This window comes from Streptomyces endocoffeicus, from assembly GCF_016741935.1.
Lineage (GTDB): Bacteria > Actinomycetota > Actinomycetes > Streptomycetales > Streptomycetaceae > Streptomyces > Streptomyces endocoffeicus.
On the sequence record NZ_JAERRG010000007.1, the window covers coordinates 138,383 to 155,530 of the forward strand.

Sequence of the window (17,148 nt, forward strand, 5' to 3'; positions counted from 1 at the left end):
CGGACGCGTGAACCACACTGCACCACCCCACTGACAACCGGCCCTCCGTCAGGGAATGCGCAGGTCAAAGCGATTGTCAGTGGGTGCCCGTACCGTCGCAGACATGAATCCGCAGGGGGAACGCTGGACGGCGGAACAGGTGCTGGCCCTGGCTCCTGACGCCGCGTCGCGCACGGCGGGCGGCAGGCTCGCCGCGGCCGGCAAGTGGTCGGGCGCGGGCGCGCACGGGCAGGCGGTGTGGGGGCTGTGCGCGGGCAGCGGCAGCAAGCCGTACCAGACGGTGGTCGATCTGAACGGGCCCGGATATCGGTGCAGTTGTCCGAGCCGGAAGTTCCCGTGCAAGCACGCGCTGGGTCTGCTGCTGTTGTGGGCGTCCGGCGAGGGGGGCGTGCCCGCGGGCGGGGAGCCGCCGGAGTGGGCCGGGCAGTGGCTCGGCGACCGGCGGGAGCGGGCCGAAAAGCTCGTCGCCGGGGCCCGGGATGGGGGCCCGGGCCCCGGCGGCGGGACGGGGGACGGTGCGGGAAAAGGGGGGAGCGGAGGCGCGGCCGATCCGGAGGCGGCGCGCCGCCGCGCCGAGCGGCGGGTCCAGCGCATCGCCGCGGGCGCCACGGAGTTGGAGCGGCGGCTCGCCGATCTGCTCCGCGACGGTCTGGCCTCCGCCGACCGCGCCGGGTACGGGGCGTGGGACGAGACGGCCGCGCGGATGATCGACGCCCAGGCACCGGGTCTTGAGGCGCGGGTGCGGGAGCTGGCCGCGATTCCGTCGTCCGGTCCGGGGTGGCCCGGCCGACTGCTGGCGGAGTGCGCACTGGCCCACCTGCTCAACCAGGGCTTTCTCCACCTGGACGGCCTCCCGGAGAAGCTGGCCGCCACTACGCGCACCCGCGTGGGCCTCACGACACCGGTGGCCGAGCTGCTGGCGACGGAGGAGGCGATCCGGGACCGCTGGCTGGTCCTGGGCCGCCAGGACGGCACGGACGGCAGGCTGACCACGCGCCGGATCTGGCTGCGGGGCGAGCGTACGCACCGTATGGCGCTGCTGCTCTCGTTCAGCACCCCCGGCCAGTCCCCCGAGCTCGCGCTGCCCACCGGCCTGGTGCTCGACGCGGACCTCGTCTATTACCCGGCGGCCCGGCCGCTGCGGGCGGCGATCGGCACCCGGCACGAGGAGGTGGCGGAGGCCCCGCCCGCTACGGCGCCTCCAGCCCCCGAGGGGTGCGCTGTCGAGACCGCGCTGGCGGCCTATGGGGCGGCGCTCGGGGAGGATCCGTGGCTGGACGGCTGGCCGGTGGTGCTCGCCGAGGTGGTGCCGGTGCCGGGGGACGACGGATGGCAGCTGGCGGACGAGCGGAGCGGCTCGGCGCTGCCCGTCGATCCGCGCTGCGCGGGGCGCGCCGATCTGTGGCAGCTGATGGCGATATCCGGTGGTGGCCCGGTCACCGTCTTCGGTGAGTGCGGCCATCGCGGCTTCTCCCCCATCACCACCTGGGATCCGACCCCCGTCTCGCTCATCGGCACGGCAGCGCAGGGAGGCACCCGTTGACCAGTACGACGCCCGTCGCGTCCAGCGCGCCCGTCGCGTCCAGCACGCCCGTCGCATCCACCGCGTCCACCGCGTCCTGGGACGATCTCGTCGCGGCCGCGCTGCTCGGCACCGAGCGGCGCACCCCGCCCGTCGCGCCGCGCCCCGGGCAGAACGTGCCATCCGCCCTGCTGGACGCGGCCGCGCTCAGCACGGTGCGGCGGCGGGCCGGGCTGCGTCCCGCGCCCGCCCGGCCGGGGCCGGGCCGGGCGCCCGAGGATCCGCGGCCGGCGCTGCCCGCGGCTGCCCGCAGCAGGCTGGCGCTGCTGCTCGCCGACCGTTCGGCGCCGGGGCGCGGCGGTTCGCGCTCCGCGCCCGACCTCGCCGAGCTGCTGCCGCAGTGGCTCGCGCTGGCCAATCACCACGGCTATCGCGTGCCGGACGCGCTGCTTCCGGCGCTGCTCGACGCGGCCCGTGCCCGCACCGATCTGCGCGCCGAGGCACTGACGCTGGGCGGGCCGCGTGCGCTGTGGCTGGCCCGGCTCAACCCGGACTGGAAGTTCGCGCTGCGGGGCGCGGCGGGCCGGACGTCCGGATCGATCCCGGAGCCGTCCGGGGCGGTCTCCGCACCGGACGAGGAACAGCGGCTGTGGGAGGAGGGGCTGTTCGCCGAGCGGGTGTCGCTGCTGGCGGCGGCCCGCCACCGCGACCCGGCGGCGGGGCTGGCGCTGCTCAGCGGCACCTGGTCGACCGAGCGCGCCGAGGACCGGCTGATGTTCCTGGACTCGCTGCGTGACGATCTCTCCCCGTCCGACGAGCCGTTCCTCGAACAGGCGCTGTCCGACCGCAGCCGGAACGTCCGGGCGACCGCCGCCGAGCTGCTCTCCGCACTCCCCGACTCGGCGCTCGCCGCACGCATGGCCGAGCGGTCGCGGGGCTGTGTGTCGCTGACCACGGATGAGCCGACCGCTGATGGGCTGACCGCTGATGGGCTGACCGCCGAGGGGTCAACCGGCGACGGGCGGACCGCCGACGGGCGAAGCTACGACGGGCGGACCGCCGACGGGCGGACGGGCGACGAGCGGACCTCCGACGAACGGACGGCTGCCGAACGGACCGCCGCCGAACAAACCTCCGACGAGCTGACGGCCGCCGAACGGACGCCCCGGATAACCGTCCGCCCGCCGGACGAGTGCGACAGCGGAATGCAGCGCGACGGCATCGTGCCCAAGCCGCCCTCCGGCCGGGGGAAACGGTCCTGGTGGCTGGGCCAGTTGGTGGAGGCGACCCCGCTGGACCGCTGGACCGAGTGGTTCGGCGGACGGGGTCCCGCCGAAATCGTGGCGCTGCCCGTCGCGGACGGCTGGCAGGCGGATCTGCACGCGGCCTGGTGCCGGGCCGCCGTGCGGCAGCGCAGCGCCGAGTGGTGCCGTGCGCTGCTCGGCGCCCCGGCGGTCGCGCCGGTCACCGCCGGGGAGGCGGCCCCCGCCGCCTGGCGCGACCCGGCGAAGCTGCTCTCCGCGCTGCCCGCCGGGGAGCGGGCGGAGTGGGTCGCCGAGTTCATCGCGTCCCATGGCCTGTCCGACGCCTTTCGGCTGCTCGGGGTGTGCGCGGTGCCCTGGGCCGAGCCCCTGGGCCGGGCCGTCGTCGACGCCCTGGACATCGCGCGCGACGCGGGCAGCTACCCCTGGAGCTTCAGCGGCGTCATGGGCCTGGCCGAGCGCTGCCTGGACCCGACCCAGGCGGACCGCCTCGAAGTACTGACGGCGATACCGGACGAGAGAGAGGGAGCGGCGCCCGGTGCCGGTGGCTATTGGGCGGAGGCATTCCAACGCCTGGTGGGCACGCTCCGGCTGAGAGAGGCGATGCGAGCGGAGCTCGACCCGAACTGACCCGGCCCGGCCTCCGGCTCGTGGGACGCCCTGGGCTCGGGGCGTGTGCTTGGTTCAGGATCCGGGACTCAGGCCCGGGGCGAGAGCAGTGCGACAGGCCCCGGGCGAGAGCCACGCGGCGGGTCAGGCGGCCACCGGGCGGACGTTTTCGCGGACCCAGTCGACGATGGCTGTCGTGGTCGCGCCCGGGGTGAAGATCTCGGCGACGCCCTGCTCCTTGAGCGGGGGAATGTCCGCCTCGGGGATGATCCCGCCGCCGAAGACCTTGATGTCCTCTGCTTCGCGCTCCCGCAGCAGCTCCAGCACCTTGGCGAACAGGGTCATATGGGCACCGGACAGAATGGACAGCCCGATCGCGTCGGCGTCCTCCTGGATCGCGGTGTCGACGATCTGCTCGGGGGTCTGGTGGAGCCCGGTGTAGATGACCTCCATGCCCGCGTCGCGCAGTGCCCGCGCGATCACCTTCGCACCACGGTCATGGCCGTCCAGCCCCGGCTTGGCCACCACCACACGGATCGGTCCGGTCACACCCATCGCAGCCTCCAAACCGTCACACCCCCGCCCACATCGACGTGAACGAACGTTATCCCCAGCATCCCCTACCCGGCAGTTTCGCGGCGCGCGGCGAGGGGGAAATCACACGTGGGACACGTTCACTGAAGGCCGCACCCGTACCCGCATCCGCATCCGCGCGCATCGCACACGCGCATCGCACCCACGCATCGCGCATCCGCCGCACGGACGCCGCATACGCTCGGGCCGGCCACATCAGGGGAGCCGCAGCGGGGACCGTCGCACCGCGCAGCGCCGCCGCGAGCCGCATGGCGCCGCGGTGCGACGGGCGGTCCTGCGTCATGCGGTCACAGCGCCATTCACCGTGCGGTGCCGGGCATCGGGCCACCGCGCGGCCGAAGTCGTCGCCCTGGCCGGAGCCCATGACCACGACCGGCACGACCGAAGCGAACGGCTGCCCATGAGGGCATTCGGGGGGAGCCTCCAGCCGCCTCTCGTGCGCCGCGTCGCGGGAGGTCGGCCGCCATGGGCCTCATACACAACCAGAACAACCAGAACAACCAGCAGAGCAGCCAGAGCATCCAGAGCACACAGAACATCCGGAACACCCGGCACATCCGGGCCATCGCCCTCGACCTGGCGCTGCTCGCAGGGCATCTGCTGCTCTACCCGACCGGGCTGCGGCAGGAGCGCCCACCCGGTACGGCGCCCTGTCTCCCCATGGACGGCCCGGCCCACCGACCCGTTCTGCTTCTCCACGGCTTCATCGACAACCGGTCCGTCTTCCTCCCGCTGCGCCGCTCGCTCGGCCGCCACGGCCGTCAGCACATCGAGGCGCTCAACTACTCGCCGCTGCTGTGCGACCTCCGCACCGCCGCCGCGCTGCTCGGCCGCCATGTCGAGGAGATCTGTGCCCGTACCGGCCACGGCCAGGTGGATGTCATCGGGCACAGCCTGGGCGGTCTGATCGCCCGTTACTACGCCCAGCGTCTCGGCGGGGACGCCCGCGTCCACACCCTGGTGACGCTCGGCGCCCCGCATGGCGGCACGCGTATCGCGCCCCTGTTGTCCGTACATCCACTCGTGCGTCAGATGTGCCCGGACTCCTCGGTGATAACGGAGTTGCGACAGCCTGCCCCCGATTGCCGTACGCGATTCATCGCTTTCTGGAGCGATGCGGATCAGTTGATGATCCCGAAGGAGACGGCCCGGATAGACCATCCGGATGTGATCTCCCAGAACATCCGCGTCAACGGAATCGGACATCTCGCCCTGGCGGTGCATTTCTCCGTGGCCGCCCGCATCCACGGGGCCCTGGACGTCGCCGACGAGGCGCCGGCGGACGCCTCCAGCGCGGTTCCGGATGGTTCAGAAGCCTCGGAATTGCCGAACGTCAATCGAACATCCGGCCAAGGATCCACGTACAGTCAGCCGAAAGACGGCCAAATGCCCTTTGCCGAGATGCTCAAAACTCACGGAAGATTGTCGCTGCCGCGTACTGCCGGGTACAGTCGCCGCTAATTCTCCTGCAGCCGAGGCGAAAGAGAAGTTGGTGGTGAACGACCGTCACCCGTCGGGGGCCTCTCCGACCGTCCCCGCTCCCGACGCCTCGTATCCGTACGACGGGGCTTACGGTCAGCAGCAGGACACAGCGCACGGCTACGTCGGGTACGACGGGTACTCCACCGGCAACTTCGCCCACCCGGCGACCGCCTACGGGGACGGTGACCCGCTCTACGGCGACAGCGATCCGCTCTTCGGCGCGCTTCCGGGCGCCTACGACGGCGGGCAGGGCGCCCACAGCGGTCAGTACGACGCCTCGCAGTGGGCCACGGTCGACCAGCACCACCAGACCGGGTCGTACCCCACCGGCCACTACGACCTGGGCCACGACACCGGCCACCACGACACGGCCCACTACGACTCCGGCGCCTACGACACCACCGCGATGTGGGGCGCCTCCGGCTATCACCTGCCGACCGGCATCCCCGCCCAGCAGGACGCCGAGACCGGCGCCCAGTGGGACGCCGGCGCCTGGGGCACGGGCGCCACCGGCCACACCGAGATGCCAGATCAGTGGGACCACGGGGTGGGGTACGAGGCCGAGACGTACGCCTCGGGCGTGGACACCGGCCAGACCCAGGTCTGGGACACCTCCGTCTACGGGACCGTGGACGAGGGGCAGTACGACCACTCCGGTCTGAACCATCCGGGGTTCGACCAGCAGGGGCTCGACCACCACTCCGGCTTCGACCAGCCCGAGCACGAGCCCAACGCCTACGACCAGACGGCCGGCTTCGAGCCCAACGCCTACGACCAGACCAACGCCTTCGACCAGACCGCCGCGTTCGAGCAGACCGCCGCCTACGACGAGACCGCCGCGTTCGAGCAGGTCGTCAGCCCCGAGCAGGTCGTCAGCCCCGAGCAGCCCGGCGCGTTCGAGCACACCGCCGTCTTCGAGCCGGTCAACGAGACCGACCAGCCGTACGATCCCGGCCCCGAAGCGGAACCTGAACCCGAGGCGGCGGTCATGCGGGAATCCGCCCCCTCCCCTCGCCGGGAGGTGGGACGCGGCCGCCGCCGTACCCCCTCGCCCCGCCCCAAGCGCTCCGCGCTGCTCACCGTCGCCGTCCCCTCCGTCTGCGCCCTGGGCGTCACCGCCGTGGCCGCCGCCTCGGTCAGCGGCGTGGGGAGCGACAAGAAGGACGAGTCCACCACTCAGGCCGCCCCCGACACCGCGGCGGCCCCCGTGAAGCCCTCTGTCGCCAACAGCAAGCTGGACTCCCAGCTCGCCGGGGTCCGCGAGGGCGCCGACGACTTCCGCGACCGCGCCAGCCGCACCCAGGAGCGGATCGACCTCCAGGCGCGCCAGGCCGCCGAGAAGAAGCGCAAGGTGGCCGAGGCGGCACGTAAGGAAGCGCTGCGCCCGAAGTTCGCGCTGCCCGTCGCCCAGCACGGCCTGAGCGCCCAGTTCGGCCAGGCCGGTATCAACTGGATGTCGGTGCACACCGGCATCGACTTCCCGGTGAGCTACGGGACGCCCGTGATGGCCGCCACCGACGGCACCGTGGCGACCCAGTGGAACGACGCCTACGGCAATATGGTCGTTCTGACCAGCCCGGACGGCACGGAGACCTGGTACTGCCACCTCAGCAGCGCCAAGATCCGCTCCGGGACCGTCAAGGCCGGGGAGACCATCGCGTACTCCGGTAACTCCGGTAACTCCACCGGCCCGCATCTGCACTTCGAGGTCCACCCCGGCGGTGGCGCGGCCATCGACCCGCTGCCCTGGCTGCGCGGCCACGGCCTCGACCCGACCTGATCCGGCAGCGCCCCGGCAGGACCACCCTCCGGCAGAGTCGACGGACAGCGCCGCCGTAGCGCGCCCCCCAGCGCGCTACAGCCTCGGCGTCCAGCCCCTACCAGCCCCCCGCCGGCCTCTCGACGGCCTCCCGCTACAGCTTCTCCACCGGTGCGTACCGCAGCAGCAGCCGCTTCGGCTTCTCCTCGCCGAAGTCGATCGTCGCCTCCGCGTTGTCCCCGCTGCCCTTGACCGCCACCACCGTGCCGAGCCCGAACGTGTCATGGGTGACCCGGTCGCCGATGGCCAGGGCGACCACCGGGCGCTCCTTGGCCCGCCGGGTGGCGAACCCGCTGCCCCCGGTGCGCGAACGCGACGTCGACAGACCGGACGACAGCCCCGACGGCGGGGTCGAGGCGATGCCGCCCATGGACGCGGACGGGGTGGCGGGCCCGGTGCGCCGCCAGCGCACATACTGGTCCGGGATCTCCTCCAGGAAGCGGGACGGCGGGTTGTACGCGGGCTGTCCCCAGGCGCTGCGCATCGTCGAGCGGGTCAGATAGAGCCGCTCGCGGGCCCGGGTGATCCCGACATAGGCCAGCCGCCGCTCCTCCTCCAGCTCCTTGGTCTGGCCGAGCGCCCGCATATGCGGGAAGACGCCGTCCTCCATGCCGCTGAGGAAGACGACCGGGAACTCCAGACCCTTCGCCGTGTGCAGGGTCATCAGCGTGATCACGCCGGAGCCCTCGGTGTCCTCGTCGGGGATCTGGTCGGAGTCGGCGACGAGCGCGACCTGCTCCAGGAAGTCCGCGAGGGTGCCGGGGTTCTCCTCGCCGCGGTCCTGCTCGAACTCCAGGGCCACGGCGGCGAGCTCCTGGAGGTTCTCGATCCGGGTCTCGTCCTGCGGGTCGGTGGACGCCTGGAGCTCGGCCAGATAGCCGGTGCGCTCCAGCACCGCCTCCAGGACGGTGGCCGGGCCCGCCGCGGACTCCACGATGGTGTGCAGCTCCTCCATGAGCGTGTTGAACCGCTTGACGGCGTTGGCCGAGCGGGCCGCCATGCCGTACGCCTCGTCGACCCGGCGCAGCGCCTGCGGGAAGGTGATCTTCTCGCGCAGCGACAGCGCGTCGATCATGGCCTCCGCGCGCTCGCCGATGCCGCGCTTGGGCACGTTCAGGATCCGGCGGAGCGGGACGGAGTCCTCGGGGTTGGCCAGCACCCGCAGATAGGCGAGGACGTCCCGGACCTCCTTGCGCTCGTAGAAGCGCACACCGCCGACGACCTTGTACGGCAGTCCGACGCGGATGAAGACCTCTTCGAAGACACGGGACTGGGCGTTGGTGCGGTAGAAGACCGCCACGTCCCCGGCCTTGGCGTCGCCCGCGTCCGTCAGCCGGTCGATCTCGTCGGCGACGAACTGGGCCTCGTCGTGCTCGGTGTCGGCCACATAGCCGATGATCTCGGCCCCGGCGCCGGCGTCCGTCCACAGGTTCTTCGGGCGGCGGTTCTCATTGCGCTCGATGACCGCGTTGGCCGCGCTCAGGATGGTCTGGGTCGAGCGGTAGTTCTGCTCGAGGAGGATCGTCCGCGCGGTGGGGTAGTCCTCCTCGAACTGGAGGATGTTACGGATCGTGGCGCCCCGGAAGGCGTAGATCGACTGGTCGGCGTCGCCCACCACGCACAGCTCGGCGGCCGTGGTCTCCTCGGTGTCGGTGCCCACCAGCTCGCGCACGAGTGTGTACTGCGCGTGGTTGGTGTCCTGGTACTCGTCCACCAGGACGTGCCGGAAGCGGCGGCGGTAGTGCTCGGCGACGTCCGGGAACGCCTGGAGCAGATTGACCGTGGTCATGATGATGTCGTCGAAGTCCAGCGCGTTGGCCTCGCGCAGCCGGGCCTGGTACATCACGTACGCCTCGGCGAGCGTCTTCTCGAAGCCGTCCGCGGCCTGCCCGGCGAAGGTCTCCTCGTCGATCAGCTCGTTCTTGAGGTTGGAGATCTTGGCGCTGAAGGACTTCGGCGGGAACCGCTTGGGGTCGAGGTCCAGATCCCGGCAGACCAGCGACATCAGCCGCTTGGAGTCGGCCGCGTCGTAGATCGAGAACGACGAGGTGAAGCCCAGCTTCTTCGACTCCCGGCGCAGGATGCGGACGCAGGCGCTGTGGAAGGTGGACACCCACATGGCGTTGGCCCGCGGGCCAACGAGCTCCTCCACGCGCTCCTTCATCTCGCCCGCCGCCTTGTTGGTGAAGGTGATGGCGAGGATCTGGCCGGGGTGGGTGGAGCGGGCGCCGAGCAGATACGCGATGCGGTGGGTGAGCACCCGGGTCTTGCCGGAGCCGGCGCCCGCGACGATCAGCAGCGGCGAGCCGGTGTGCTCCACGGCGGCCCGCTGCTGCTCGTTCAACCCCTCGAGCAGGGCGGACGGGTCCACGGCGGGCCGGGCCGCGCCGTCCCGGTAGTGGGCCTCCCGGGGCACGGGCGCGTCGAAATCGCCGCTGAAGAGGTGATGCGGCACGTCCTCGGCGCCACCGTGGCCAGGGTGTGCCGAATCCTCGGGCGGCGGTGGCCGCTCCTCGTCCGAAGAAGGCCCGAGGTCCGCCAGGAAGCTGTCGTCAAAGAGGCTGCTCATCGCTCCCCGAGTCTAGGCCGCCCCACTGACAGCCGAGGTCCGAACATCACGAAACGGTTTCGGGCATAACGGTCACCAGTCTTCACAGGAGCCCCACGTGTTGGCTACCGTCCTGCCTCAGGTGCCCGGAAGATCCGTCGGCGAACCACGTCGGCACGGGCTGCCTCCGCCGAGTCCGGTACGCCGTGAGGCGCCCGGAGCCGGGGACCCAACAACGCAAGACCGGGGTGAATCGGCCCGAAACGGTGCGGCACGGACAGTGCCGCCCGGACACGGCCGTAGGGCAGCCTTCCGAACCGCCCGAACCCGACAGCTAACCCGGTAGGCGGTCCACGGAAGGAGTCGCCTCCCTTGGCGTCGCACCGCAAGCCGCGGAGCCGAATACCCGCCCCGCTCACCGGTCACGGCCGCCGTACGGCCGTCGGGTTCACCACGGCCGCCCTCGCGTCCGTCACCCTCCTCTCCCAATCGGCCAACGCCGCGCCGACCGATCCCAAGCCGGCCGCCCAGTCGATCGAGAAGGTGAAGGAGAAGGTCGACACGCTCTATCACCAGGCGGAGACCGCCACCCAGCGCTACAACGCCGCCAAGGAGCGCACCGACCAGCAGCGGGCCAAGGTCGACAAGCTGCTGGACTCCGTCGCCCAGCGCACCGAGAAGCTCAACGAGGCGCGGCGCATGCTCGGCACCTACGCCACCGCCCAGTACCGCGACGGCGGAATGGCCCGCTCCGCCGCGACCCTGCTGTTCTCCAACGATCCGCAGGACGTCTTCGACCAGTCACATCTGATGGACCGGATGACCGGCCGGCAGAAGCAGGCCGTCGACGACTTCCAGAAGCAGCGGGTGCGGGCCGCCAAGGAGCGCGGTAAGGCCGGCGAGAGCCTCACCTCGCTGACCGCGTCCCAGAAGCAGCTGAAGGTCCAGAAGAAGACCGTCCAGGACAAGCTGACCGAGGCCCGGCGGCTGCTGGCGAATCTGACCGCCAAGGAGAAGGCGCGGCTGGCGGCGATCGAGAAGAAGAAGGCGGAAGAGGCCCGCCGTAAGGCCGCCGAGCTGGCCGAGAAGCAGCGGCAGGAGGCGGCCGCGCGCAAGAAGCAGCAGGAGCAGGAGCAGCAGAACGCGGGTGGCTCCGGTTCGTCGGCGCCCTCCACACCCTCGGCCCCGGCCAACAGCTCCAAGGCGGCCCAGGCCATCGCCTTCGCCAAGGCGCAGCTCGGCAAGCCGTACGTCTGGGGCGCCACCGGGCCCAGCTCCTTCGACTGCTCGGGGCTGACGCAGGCGGCCTGGAAGTCCGCCGGGATCTCGCTGCCGCGCACCACCTGGGACCAGGTGAAGGCCGGTACACGGGTCTCGACGTCCCAACTCCAGCCGGGCGACCTCGTCTTCTTCTACGACGACATCAGCCATGTCGGCCTCTACATCGGCGACGGGATGATGATCCACGCGCCGAAGCCGGGCGATGTGGTGAAGAAGGCGCCGATCACGGAGATGCCGATCTACGGGAGCGTGCGGCCCTCGTAGGGCCCTGAGCCCGACGATGCCGCTGTCCGGGGCCGGGACCCCGGGCAGCGGCATCGTCATCGGCTCAGCGGCACCGTCAGTGGCGCAGCGGCACCGTCAGAGCGCAGCGGCACCGTCAGTGGCTCAGGTGCCGGGCTTGCGCCCGTAGACGTACACGTCGTCGCCGTTCTTCAGCAGGCTCCAGTACTTCTTGGCGTCGCCCTTACGCATGTTGACGCAGCCATGGGAGCCGGGCGGGGACCATACGCTGCCGGCGATCGAGTGAAACGCCTGGCCGCCGTCGAAGAACTGGCTGTAGGGCATGGCGACCTTGTAGAGCGTCGACCAGTGGTTGATGTTCCGCCAGTAGACCTTCTTCAGCCCGGTGCGGGTCTCGAAGCCGTCCCGCCCGGACCGCACCGGCACCGGTCCGTAGACCAGCCGGGAGCCGTCCTGGACCCAGCTCAGCTGGCGGGTGAGGTCCACGCAGGCGATACGGCCCTTGTCGGTGGGACACTTCCTCGCCGCGTTCGGATTGTGCCCGGCGGCCTTCTGGGCGCTGATGAGGCTCATCACGCCCGAGGTGATCGGGCCCGCGTAGCCGATCGTCGGGCTGATGCCGTGGTCGATCTGGAACTTCTGGATCGCGAGACAGTCCGCCCGCGACTGCCACCCGTCCACGGGACGGCCCAGGAACCGCTCGGCCTGCTCCTGGTACGGCCCCGCGGTGGTCGTGCACGACGACGCGGCCATGCTCACCGGTGTCACCGTGCCGGCCGACCGGCCCAGCGGCCGTGCCTGAGCCTGCGCCGGACCGGCGACGGCCACCGCGAGCGGCACCGCCATCCCCGCCAGTCCCAGCGCGACACCCACGCGCCGCCCATGACTTCTGACTGCCCTCACTACCCCCATTGGCCACTCCTCTCGACTGCCTCGCTCTTTACTAAGACAGCTCGCGAGTGCAAACGGTTGCCTCTGGATCGTGTCGCAATTGCCTTGGGATTAGCCCCAGAACACTCGTTCGTCAGGTCCACAGCACGGCGATGAAGATGTTTGCCGTTGTCAAGGCACCCACCGCGCCGAAGGCGGCAGACTCTACCTTCTCCTCGTCGCGCTTCACATAGACCAGGCCGAGGATTACGACCAATAGCGCCAGCTTTACACCGATTTTGACGGTGTTGACGCTGTTGTCGTCCGCCTGATTGAGCCCGACCAGCGCCACGCCGGTCACCAGCATGGTCAGCGCGCCGTGCAGCATCGCCGGGATCATCCGGGCCTCGCCCGCGCGCATGGCTTTGAGCTGCGAGAAGAAGCCACCGAGCAGCGCGCCGATGCCGACGATGTGGAGGCCGACGAACACGTGAATGAGTACGTCCATGGCTCCGGAGACTAGCCGCGCTCATATCATCGCCCGGCACCCGGGTGGGGCCCTATCGCCGCTTCGATCACGGCCGCCCACACTCCCGACCACCCCACTCGCCGGGCGATCAGCAGCCGTCACGGGACCGACGAAATCCGTGCACTCCCGTTCAATCCCCCGCACGACCCCCACTTTCCGGCCTAGTTTCCTCCTCCAGGTGGCAGTCCGCTTCCCGTCAACCGAGGGTCCCCGCCTCATGGCGGACTGCCGCCTGCCCGTCCGCTCCCCACAAGGGTCCAGGATCTGCGGAATGTCCTGGATCGCCCAAACTGGCTTGCCCAAGAGAGACCAGGTGAACCGCCGCAGTGGCGTCGCACAGGAAGCCCAAGCAGCGCTCGCTCACCAGCGGCACCGCCCGCGCGGCAGCGCTCCTCGCCCTCACCGGCGCCGCGTCCGCCACCCTCCTCAACGGCACCGGGCACGCCGAGAACCGCCTCACCCCCGCTCAGGTGAAGGCGAAGGTCGACGAGTACCAGCGGGAGGCCGAGGAGGCCACCGAGCAGTACAACGGCGCGCGGGAGAAGGCCGACAAGGCCCGCCGGACGCTGGAGGCGCTGCGCGACCAGGCCGCCCGCCGCACCACCCGGCTCAACACCGCGCGCAACGCCCTCGGGGCCTTCGCCACCGCCCAGTACCGCTCGGGGACGATCGCCCCGGCCCTCCAGCTCGCCCTGTCCTCCTCCCCCGACCAGTACCTGCAGCGCGCCTCGCTCGCCGAGCGCGCGGGGAGCCGCCAGACCGCCCTGATCGCCACGATCGGCCGTCAGGAGCGGAAATTACGCCAGGTCCGCGGCGAGGCGGCCGACCGCCTCGCCGCTCTGCGCGCCTCCCAGACGGCCGCCGCCCACCACAAGCGGACCGTCCAGGAGAAGCTCGCCGCCGCCGATCGCCTCCTCGACCGGCTGACCCTCGAGCAGCGACGGCGCCTGCTGGCGGCGCGGGACGGCGCCAAGGCCGCCGGCTCCCTCGCCCCCGCCGCGGGCCGCGCCGCCCGCGCCGTCTCCTTCGCGTACGCGGCCCTCGGCAAGCCGTATGTGTGGGGCGCCACCGGCCCCCACGGCTATGACTGCTCGGGGCTCACCCAGGCCGCCTGGCGCGCCGCCGGGGTCGCCCTGCCCCGCACCACCTACACCCAGATCAACGCCGGACAGCGCGTCACCCGTGACCAACTGGCCCCCGGCGACCTGGTCTTCTTCTACTCCGGCATCAGCCATGTCGGCCTCTACATCGGCGACGGCCGCATGATCCACGCCCCGCACCCCGGGGCCCCGGTCCGGTTGGCCTCCGTGGCGGACATGCCCTTCGCGGGGGCGGCCCGCCCGGCGTAGCGGCCCCGGACGGCGGCACGCCTGATGTAGCAGTCCCGGACGGCGGCCCCCGGCGTAGCGGCCCCCGGTCCCGACCTGGTGACCTCGGCCCGGTGACCTCGACCTGGTGACACGGGGCAGACTGGCCACATGCCACACGACGCTGATGTCCGCGCCCAACCCTCCGTCGTGCTGTCGGGGTACGGCCCGGTGGGCCGGGCCTACGCCGAGCGGCTGATCGGCGGCGCGCTGCCGCTGCGGCTCGCCGCCGTGCGCACCAGCGCGGCCGAGGGGCTGCCGCCGGAGCCGCGCCCCGGCTGGGGCCCGCTGCCGCCGCTCGCCGAGACCCTGGAGCGCACGGGGGCGGCGGTGCTGGCCCAGGCCGTGCCCTCGTCCCCGGCGGTGCGCGAACAGGCCGCTACGGACGCGCTGTCGGCCCTGCGGCGAGGGGTCCATGTGGTGACCGCCACCAAGAGCCATCTGCTCAGCCACTGGGGCGAGCTGGGCCGGGCGGCGGCCGAGGGCGGCAGCCGCATCCGGATCTCGGGCGCCACCGGAGCCGCCCTCCCCACCGCCGACCTCGCGCGGATCGGCGTACGCGGCCTCGGCTGCCGTACGCTGCGCGCCTGCCCCAACGGCACCGCCACGTTCGTCCTGGACCGGCTCGCGGACGGCGACGCGCTGCCCGACGCGGTCGCGGAGGCCCAGCGGCGCGGCATCGCCGAGGCCGACCCGACGGCCGACCTCTCCGGCGCCGACGCGGCCGTGAAGGTGCGGCTGTTGGCGGCGCTGCTGTGGGGGTGGGACGCGACGGCCGTAAGGACGGAGGCGGGCCCGGGGATCGACGCCGGGACGGCGGAGGCGGCTCGTACGGCCGCCGCACGGGGCCGCCGTCTGCGATCGGTCGCGACCGCGACCGCCGAAGAGCCGCTCGTCGTCCGCGTCGCGTTGGAGGAGACGGAACCGGGCGACCCCCTGTACGCCCTCAGAGGCCCCGAGAAGGCCGCCGTCTACGGCTGCCCCGACGCGGGCGACATCACGGTGAGCGGCGGCCGCTCCAGCCCCCTGGGCGCGGCGCTCGCCATGGTCAAGGACACCCTGGATGTGGCGGGGCCGGTGGGTCACGGGTTCGCCTGAGCGGCGCTCTGTCGGCGGGGGCCGGGAGGTGACGGCGCTCTGTCGGCGGAGTGCGGGGGAGTGACGGCGCTCTGTCGGCGGGGCGTCGGTGGGGCGTCGGTGGGGCGTCGGTGACGACCGTAAGGCTGATACGCGTTCAGCGTGAGCCCCGTGGGGCCCCGCCCCGACCTCACGAACGCAAGGAGCCACCGCATGCCTTCCGCAGCCCCGACCGAATCCTCGACCTCGACCGAGCGGTGGGACGTCCACAGCCTTCCACGGGCCGACGGAAAGACCTTTCTGGTGACCGGAGGCAATGCGGGGATCGGGTACTTCGTCGCCGAACAGCTCGCCGGTACGGGAGCCACCGTCGTCCTCGGCAGCCGCGACCCGGGCAGGGCGGACGCCGCCGTGGCCTCGATCCGCTCCCGGGTCCCCGACGCCCGGGTGCGCCATATCCGGCTGGACCTCGCCGATCTCTCCTCGCTCGAAGCCTCCGCGGAAGCGCTGGGGTTGGACCGTCTGGACGCGGTCGTCCACAACGCCGGGGTGAAGTTCGACCAGCCGCCGCGCCGCGAGACCGGGGACGGCCATGAGGCGATGTTCGGCATCAACCACCTCGGGCACTTCGCGCTGACCCACTGGCTGGCACCGCTGCTCACGGCCGCCCCCGAGGGCCGCGTCATCACCACGGGCAGCTTCGCGGCCACGTCCGAACGGCTGGACCTGGACGACCTCGAGAGCACCCGGGACTACCAGCCCGAGCGCACCTACGGGCGCTCGAAACTGGCCCAGATGCTCTTCGGTTTCGAACTCGACCGACGGCTGAGGGCGGTCGGCAGCACGGTGCGGAGCGTGGTCACCCACCCCGGCGGCGCGCTCGACTCCCTCACCCCGTCCCGCCCGCCCCTGCACGTCCGCACGCCCGGCGAACGGCTGCGGGGGCTGCCCGCCGGAATCCTCGTCCAGGGCAAGGACGCGGCCGCCTGGCCCGCCGTACGAGCGGTCCTCGACCCGTCCATCACCGGCGGTGAACTATGGGCCCCTCGCCACTTCGCCCTCCGCGGCACCCCCCGCCGCCGCCCCGTCCGAGGTCACCTGGCGGACGCGGAAGTCGCGGCCCACCTGTGGTCGGCAAGCCGCGACCTTACGGGACTCGAACCGCGGTTCGGCCCGGCGTGAGGCTGGGCGATCAGGACGCGTAGTCCTTGAGTTCCCCGGTGTCGAGGGTGATCCCGACGGGATCCGGGAGCTCGATGACGGTCCCATAGGGCCGCGAGGTCAGGCTCCGGTACTTGCCGTCCTCCAGCCCGCTGAAGACGTTGACCGTGCAGTCGTCCCGGTCGATGAGGAGGTAGACCGGGACGCCGGCACTTGCGTAACCGTCCCGCTTGTCCAGGCGATCCCGCCGGTTCGTGTCCCCGTCCCGCGAGGTGACCTCCACGGTCATCACGACGCCCTTCGGGTCGGACCACTCTCCATGCCCCGCGAAATGCCTGCGAGGTGCGAGAGTGCCATCCGGACGAGCGCGCCCCTGCCGGTACCCCTCTGTCTTCAGGCCCCGCTCCCGGTACAGCCGCAAATCCGGACGGTGCTGCATGCACTGCTCCTGGACCCACATGATGATCTCGTCGTGATCCCCGTCCGGCACGGGCTTGACCTCTAGATTTCCGTCGATGAATTCGAGCGTCACAGTTTCCGGCGCCGTGCGGGCGAGTTCCTCGAATTCCTCGATGCCCATCTGCGGCCGGTCAGCGGTACTGGGGGTCATGGCTTCGCCTCCTCGCCCCCATACTGCCCCGACATCGGGCGGTGCGTCCTGCACGATCATTCGCTCTTCCTTTCGGTACGCGGACTGCGGTAGCAGCCGCAGCCCGCACGTGACGAACGCTAGAGCGCAGGAACCAATCGCGATGATGTGATCACAGGAAGTCACCGGATCGGG

The 17,148-nt window shown here is 71.7% G+C and carries 12 protein-coding genes, 1 pseudogene and 1 riboswitch; of the genes and pseudogenes, 8 read left to right on the top strand and 5 right to left on the bottom strand.

Annotated elements, in window-relative coordinates; translation table 11 throughout:
* Window positions 1-103 precede the first annotated feature (103 nt).
* Both JK364_RS19260 and JK364_RS19265 read left to right on the top strand, forming a co-directional pair.
* A complete protein-coding gene (locus JK364_RS19260; RefSeq protein WP_201852351.1) occupies window positions 104-1,543 on the top strand; it encodes an SWIM zinc finger family protein in 1,440 nt (479 codons plus the stop codon).
* Entirely contained in the window at window positions 1,540-3,414 is a 1,875-nt protein-coding gene (locus tag JK364_RS19265; RefSeq protein ID WP_201852352.1) for a DUF5691 domain-containing protein, read from the top strand. The genes JK364_RS19260 and JK364_RS19265 overlap by 4 nt, the downstream gene beginning before the upstream one ends.
* A 123-nt stretch (window positions 3,415-3,537) precedes the next feature.
* On the opposite strand, the gene icmB is transcribed toward JK364_RS19265, so the two are convergent.
* On the bottom strand, window positions 3,538-3,948 hold the full coding sequence (gene icmB, locus JK364_RS19270) for a coenzyme B12-dependent isobutyryl CoA mutase small subunit (protein WP_201852353.1): 411 nt from the start codon (window positions 3,946-3,948) through the stop codon (window positions 3,538-3,540).
* A 558-nt stretch (window positions 3,949-4,506) separates the two neighbouring features.
* On the opposite strand from icmB, the pseudogene JK364_RS19275 reads away from it, so the two are divergent.
* Window positions 4,507-5,283, top strand: a pseudogene (locus JK364_RS19275) (lipase family alpha/beta hydrolase); the annotation flags it as partial.
* A gap of 196 nt (window positions 5,284-5,479) precedes the next feature.
* Window positions 5,480-7,249, top strand: coding sequence for a M23 family metallopeptidase (locus tag JK364_RS19280; protein ID WP_201852354.1), 1,770 nt, complete (start codon window positions 5,480-5,482; stop codon window positions 7,247-7,249).
* 133 nt (window positions 7,250-7,382) lie between these two features.
* Here JK364_RS19280 and pcrA read toward each other — a convergent pair whose 3' ends face one another.
* The gene (gene pcrA, locus JK364_RS19285) at window positions 7,383-9,857 is read right to left on the bottom strand and encodes a DNA helicase PcrA (protein WP_201852355.1); all 2,475 of its coding nucleotides are present in this window, start codon (window positions 9,855-9,857) and stop codon (window positions 7,383-7,385) included.
* A 157-nt stretch (window positions 9,858-10,014) separates the two neighbouring features.
* Window positions 10,015-10,200: riboswitch (cyclic di-AMP (ydaO/yuaA leader) on the top strand.
* 8 nt (window positions 10,201-10,208) lie between these two features.
* On the opposite strand from pcrA, the gene JK364_RS19290 reads away from it, so the two are divergent.
* Window positions 10,209-11,381, top strand: a complete 1,173-nt coding sequence (locus tag JK364_RS19290; RefSeq protein WP_201852356.1) for a C40 family peptidase — start codon at window positions 10,209-10,211, stop codon at window positions 11,379-11,381.
* A gap of 123 nt (window positions 11,382-11,504) precedes the next feature.
* Here JK364_RS19290 and JK364_RS19295 read toward each other — a convergent pair whose 3' ends face one another.
* On the bottom strand, window positions 11,505-12,272 hold the full coding sequence (locus JK364_RS19295; RefSeq protein WP_201852357.1) for a L,D-transpeptidase: 768 nt from the start codon (window positions 12,270-12,272) through the stop codon (window positions 11,505-11,507).
* Window positions 12,273-12,384: 112 nt separating this feature from the next.
* The gene (locus JK364_RS19300; RefSeq protein WP_137978383.1) at window positions 12,385-12,738 is read right to left on the bottom strand and encodes a hypothetical protein; all 354 of its coding nucleotides are present in this window, start codon (window positions 12,736-12,738) and stop codon (window positions 12,385-12,387) included.
* Window positions 12,739-13,085: 347 nt separating this feature from the next.
* Between JK364_RS19300 and JK364_RS19305 the strand changes: the two genes are divergently transcribed.
* From JK364_RS19305 to JK364_RS19315, 3 genes are all read left to right on the top strand, one after another.
* On the top strand, window positions 13,086-14,108 hold the full coding sequence (locus tag JK364_RS19305) for a C40 family peptidase (RefSeq protein WP_201852358.1): 1,023 nt from the start codon (window positions 13,086-13,088) through the stop codon (window positions 14,106-14,108).
* Between the two features lie 129 nt (window positions 14,109-14,237).
* Complete coding sequence (locus JK364_RS19310; RefSeq protein ID WP_201852359.1) at window positions 14,238-15,224, top strand: homoserine dehydrogenase; 987 nt, start codon at window positions 14,238-14,240, stop codon at window positions 15,222-15,224.
* A gap of 192 nt (window positions 15,225-15,416) precedes the next feature.
* Entirely contained in the window at window positions 15,417-16,385 is a 969-nt protein-coding gene (locus JK364_RS19315; protein WP_201852360.1) for an SDR family NAD(P)-dependent oxidoreductase, read from the top strand.
* A gap of 10 nt (window positions 16,386-16,395) precedes the next feature.
* Here the strand turns inward: JK364_RS19315 and JK364_RS19320 are convergent, their stop codons facing one another.
* A complete protein-coding gene (locus JK364_RS19320) occupies window positions 16,396-16,974 on the bottom strand; it encodes a Uma2 family endonuclease (RefSeq protein WP_201852361.1) in 579 nt (192 codons plus the stop codon).
* Window positions 16,975-17,148: the final 174 nt, after the last annotated feature.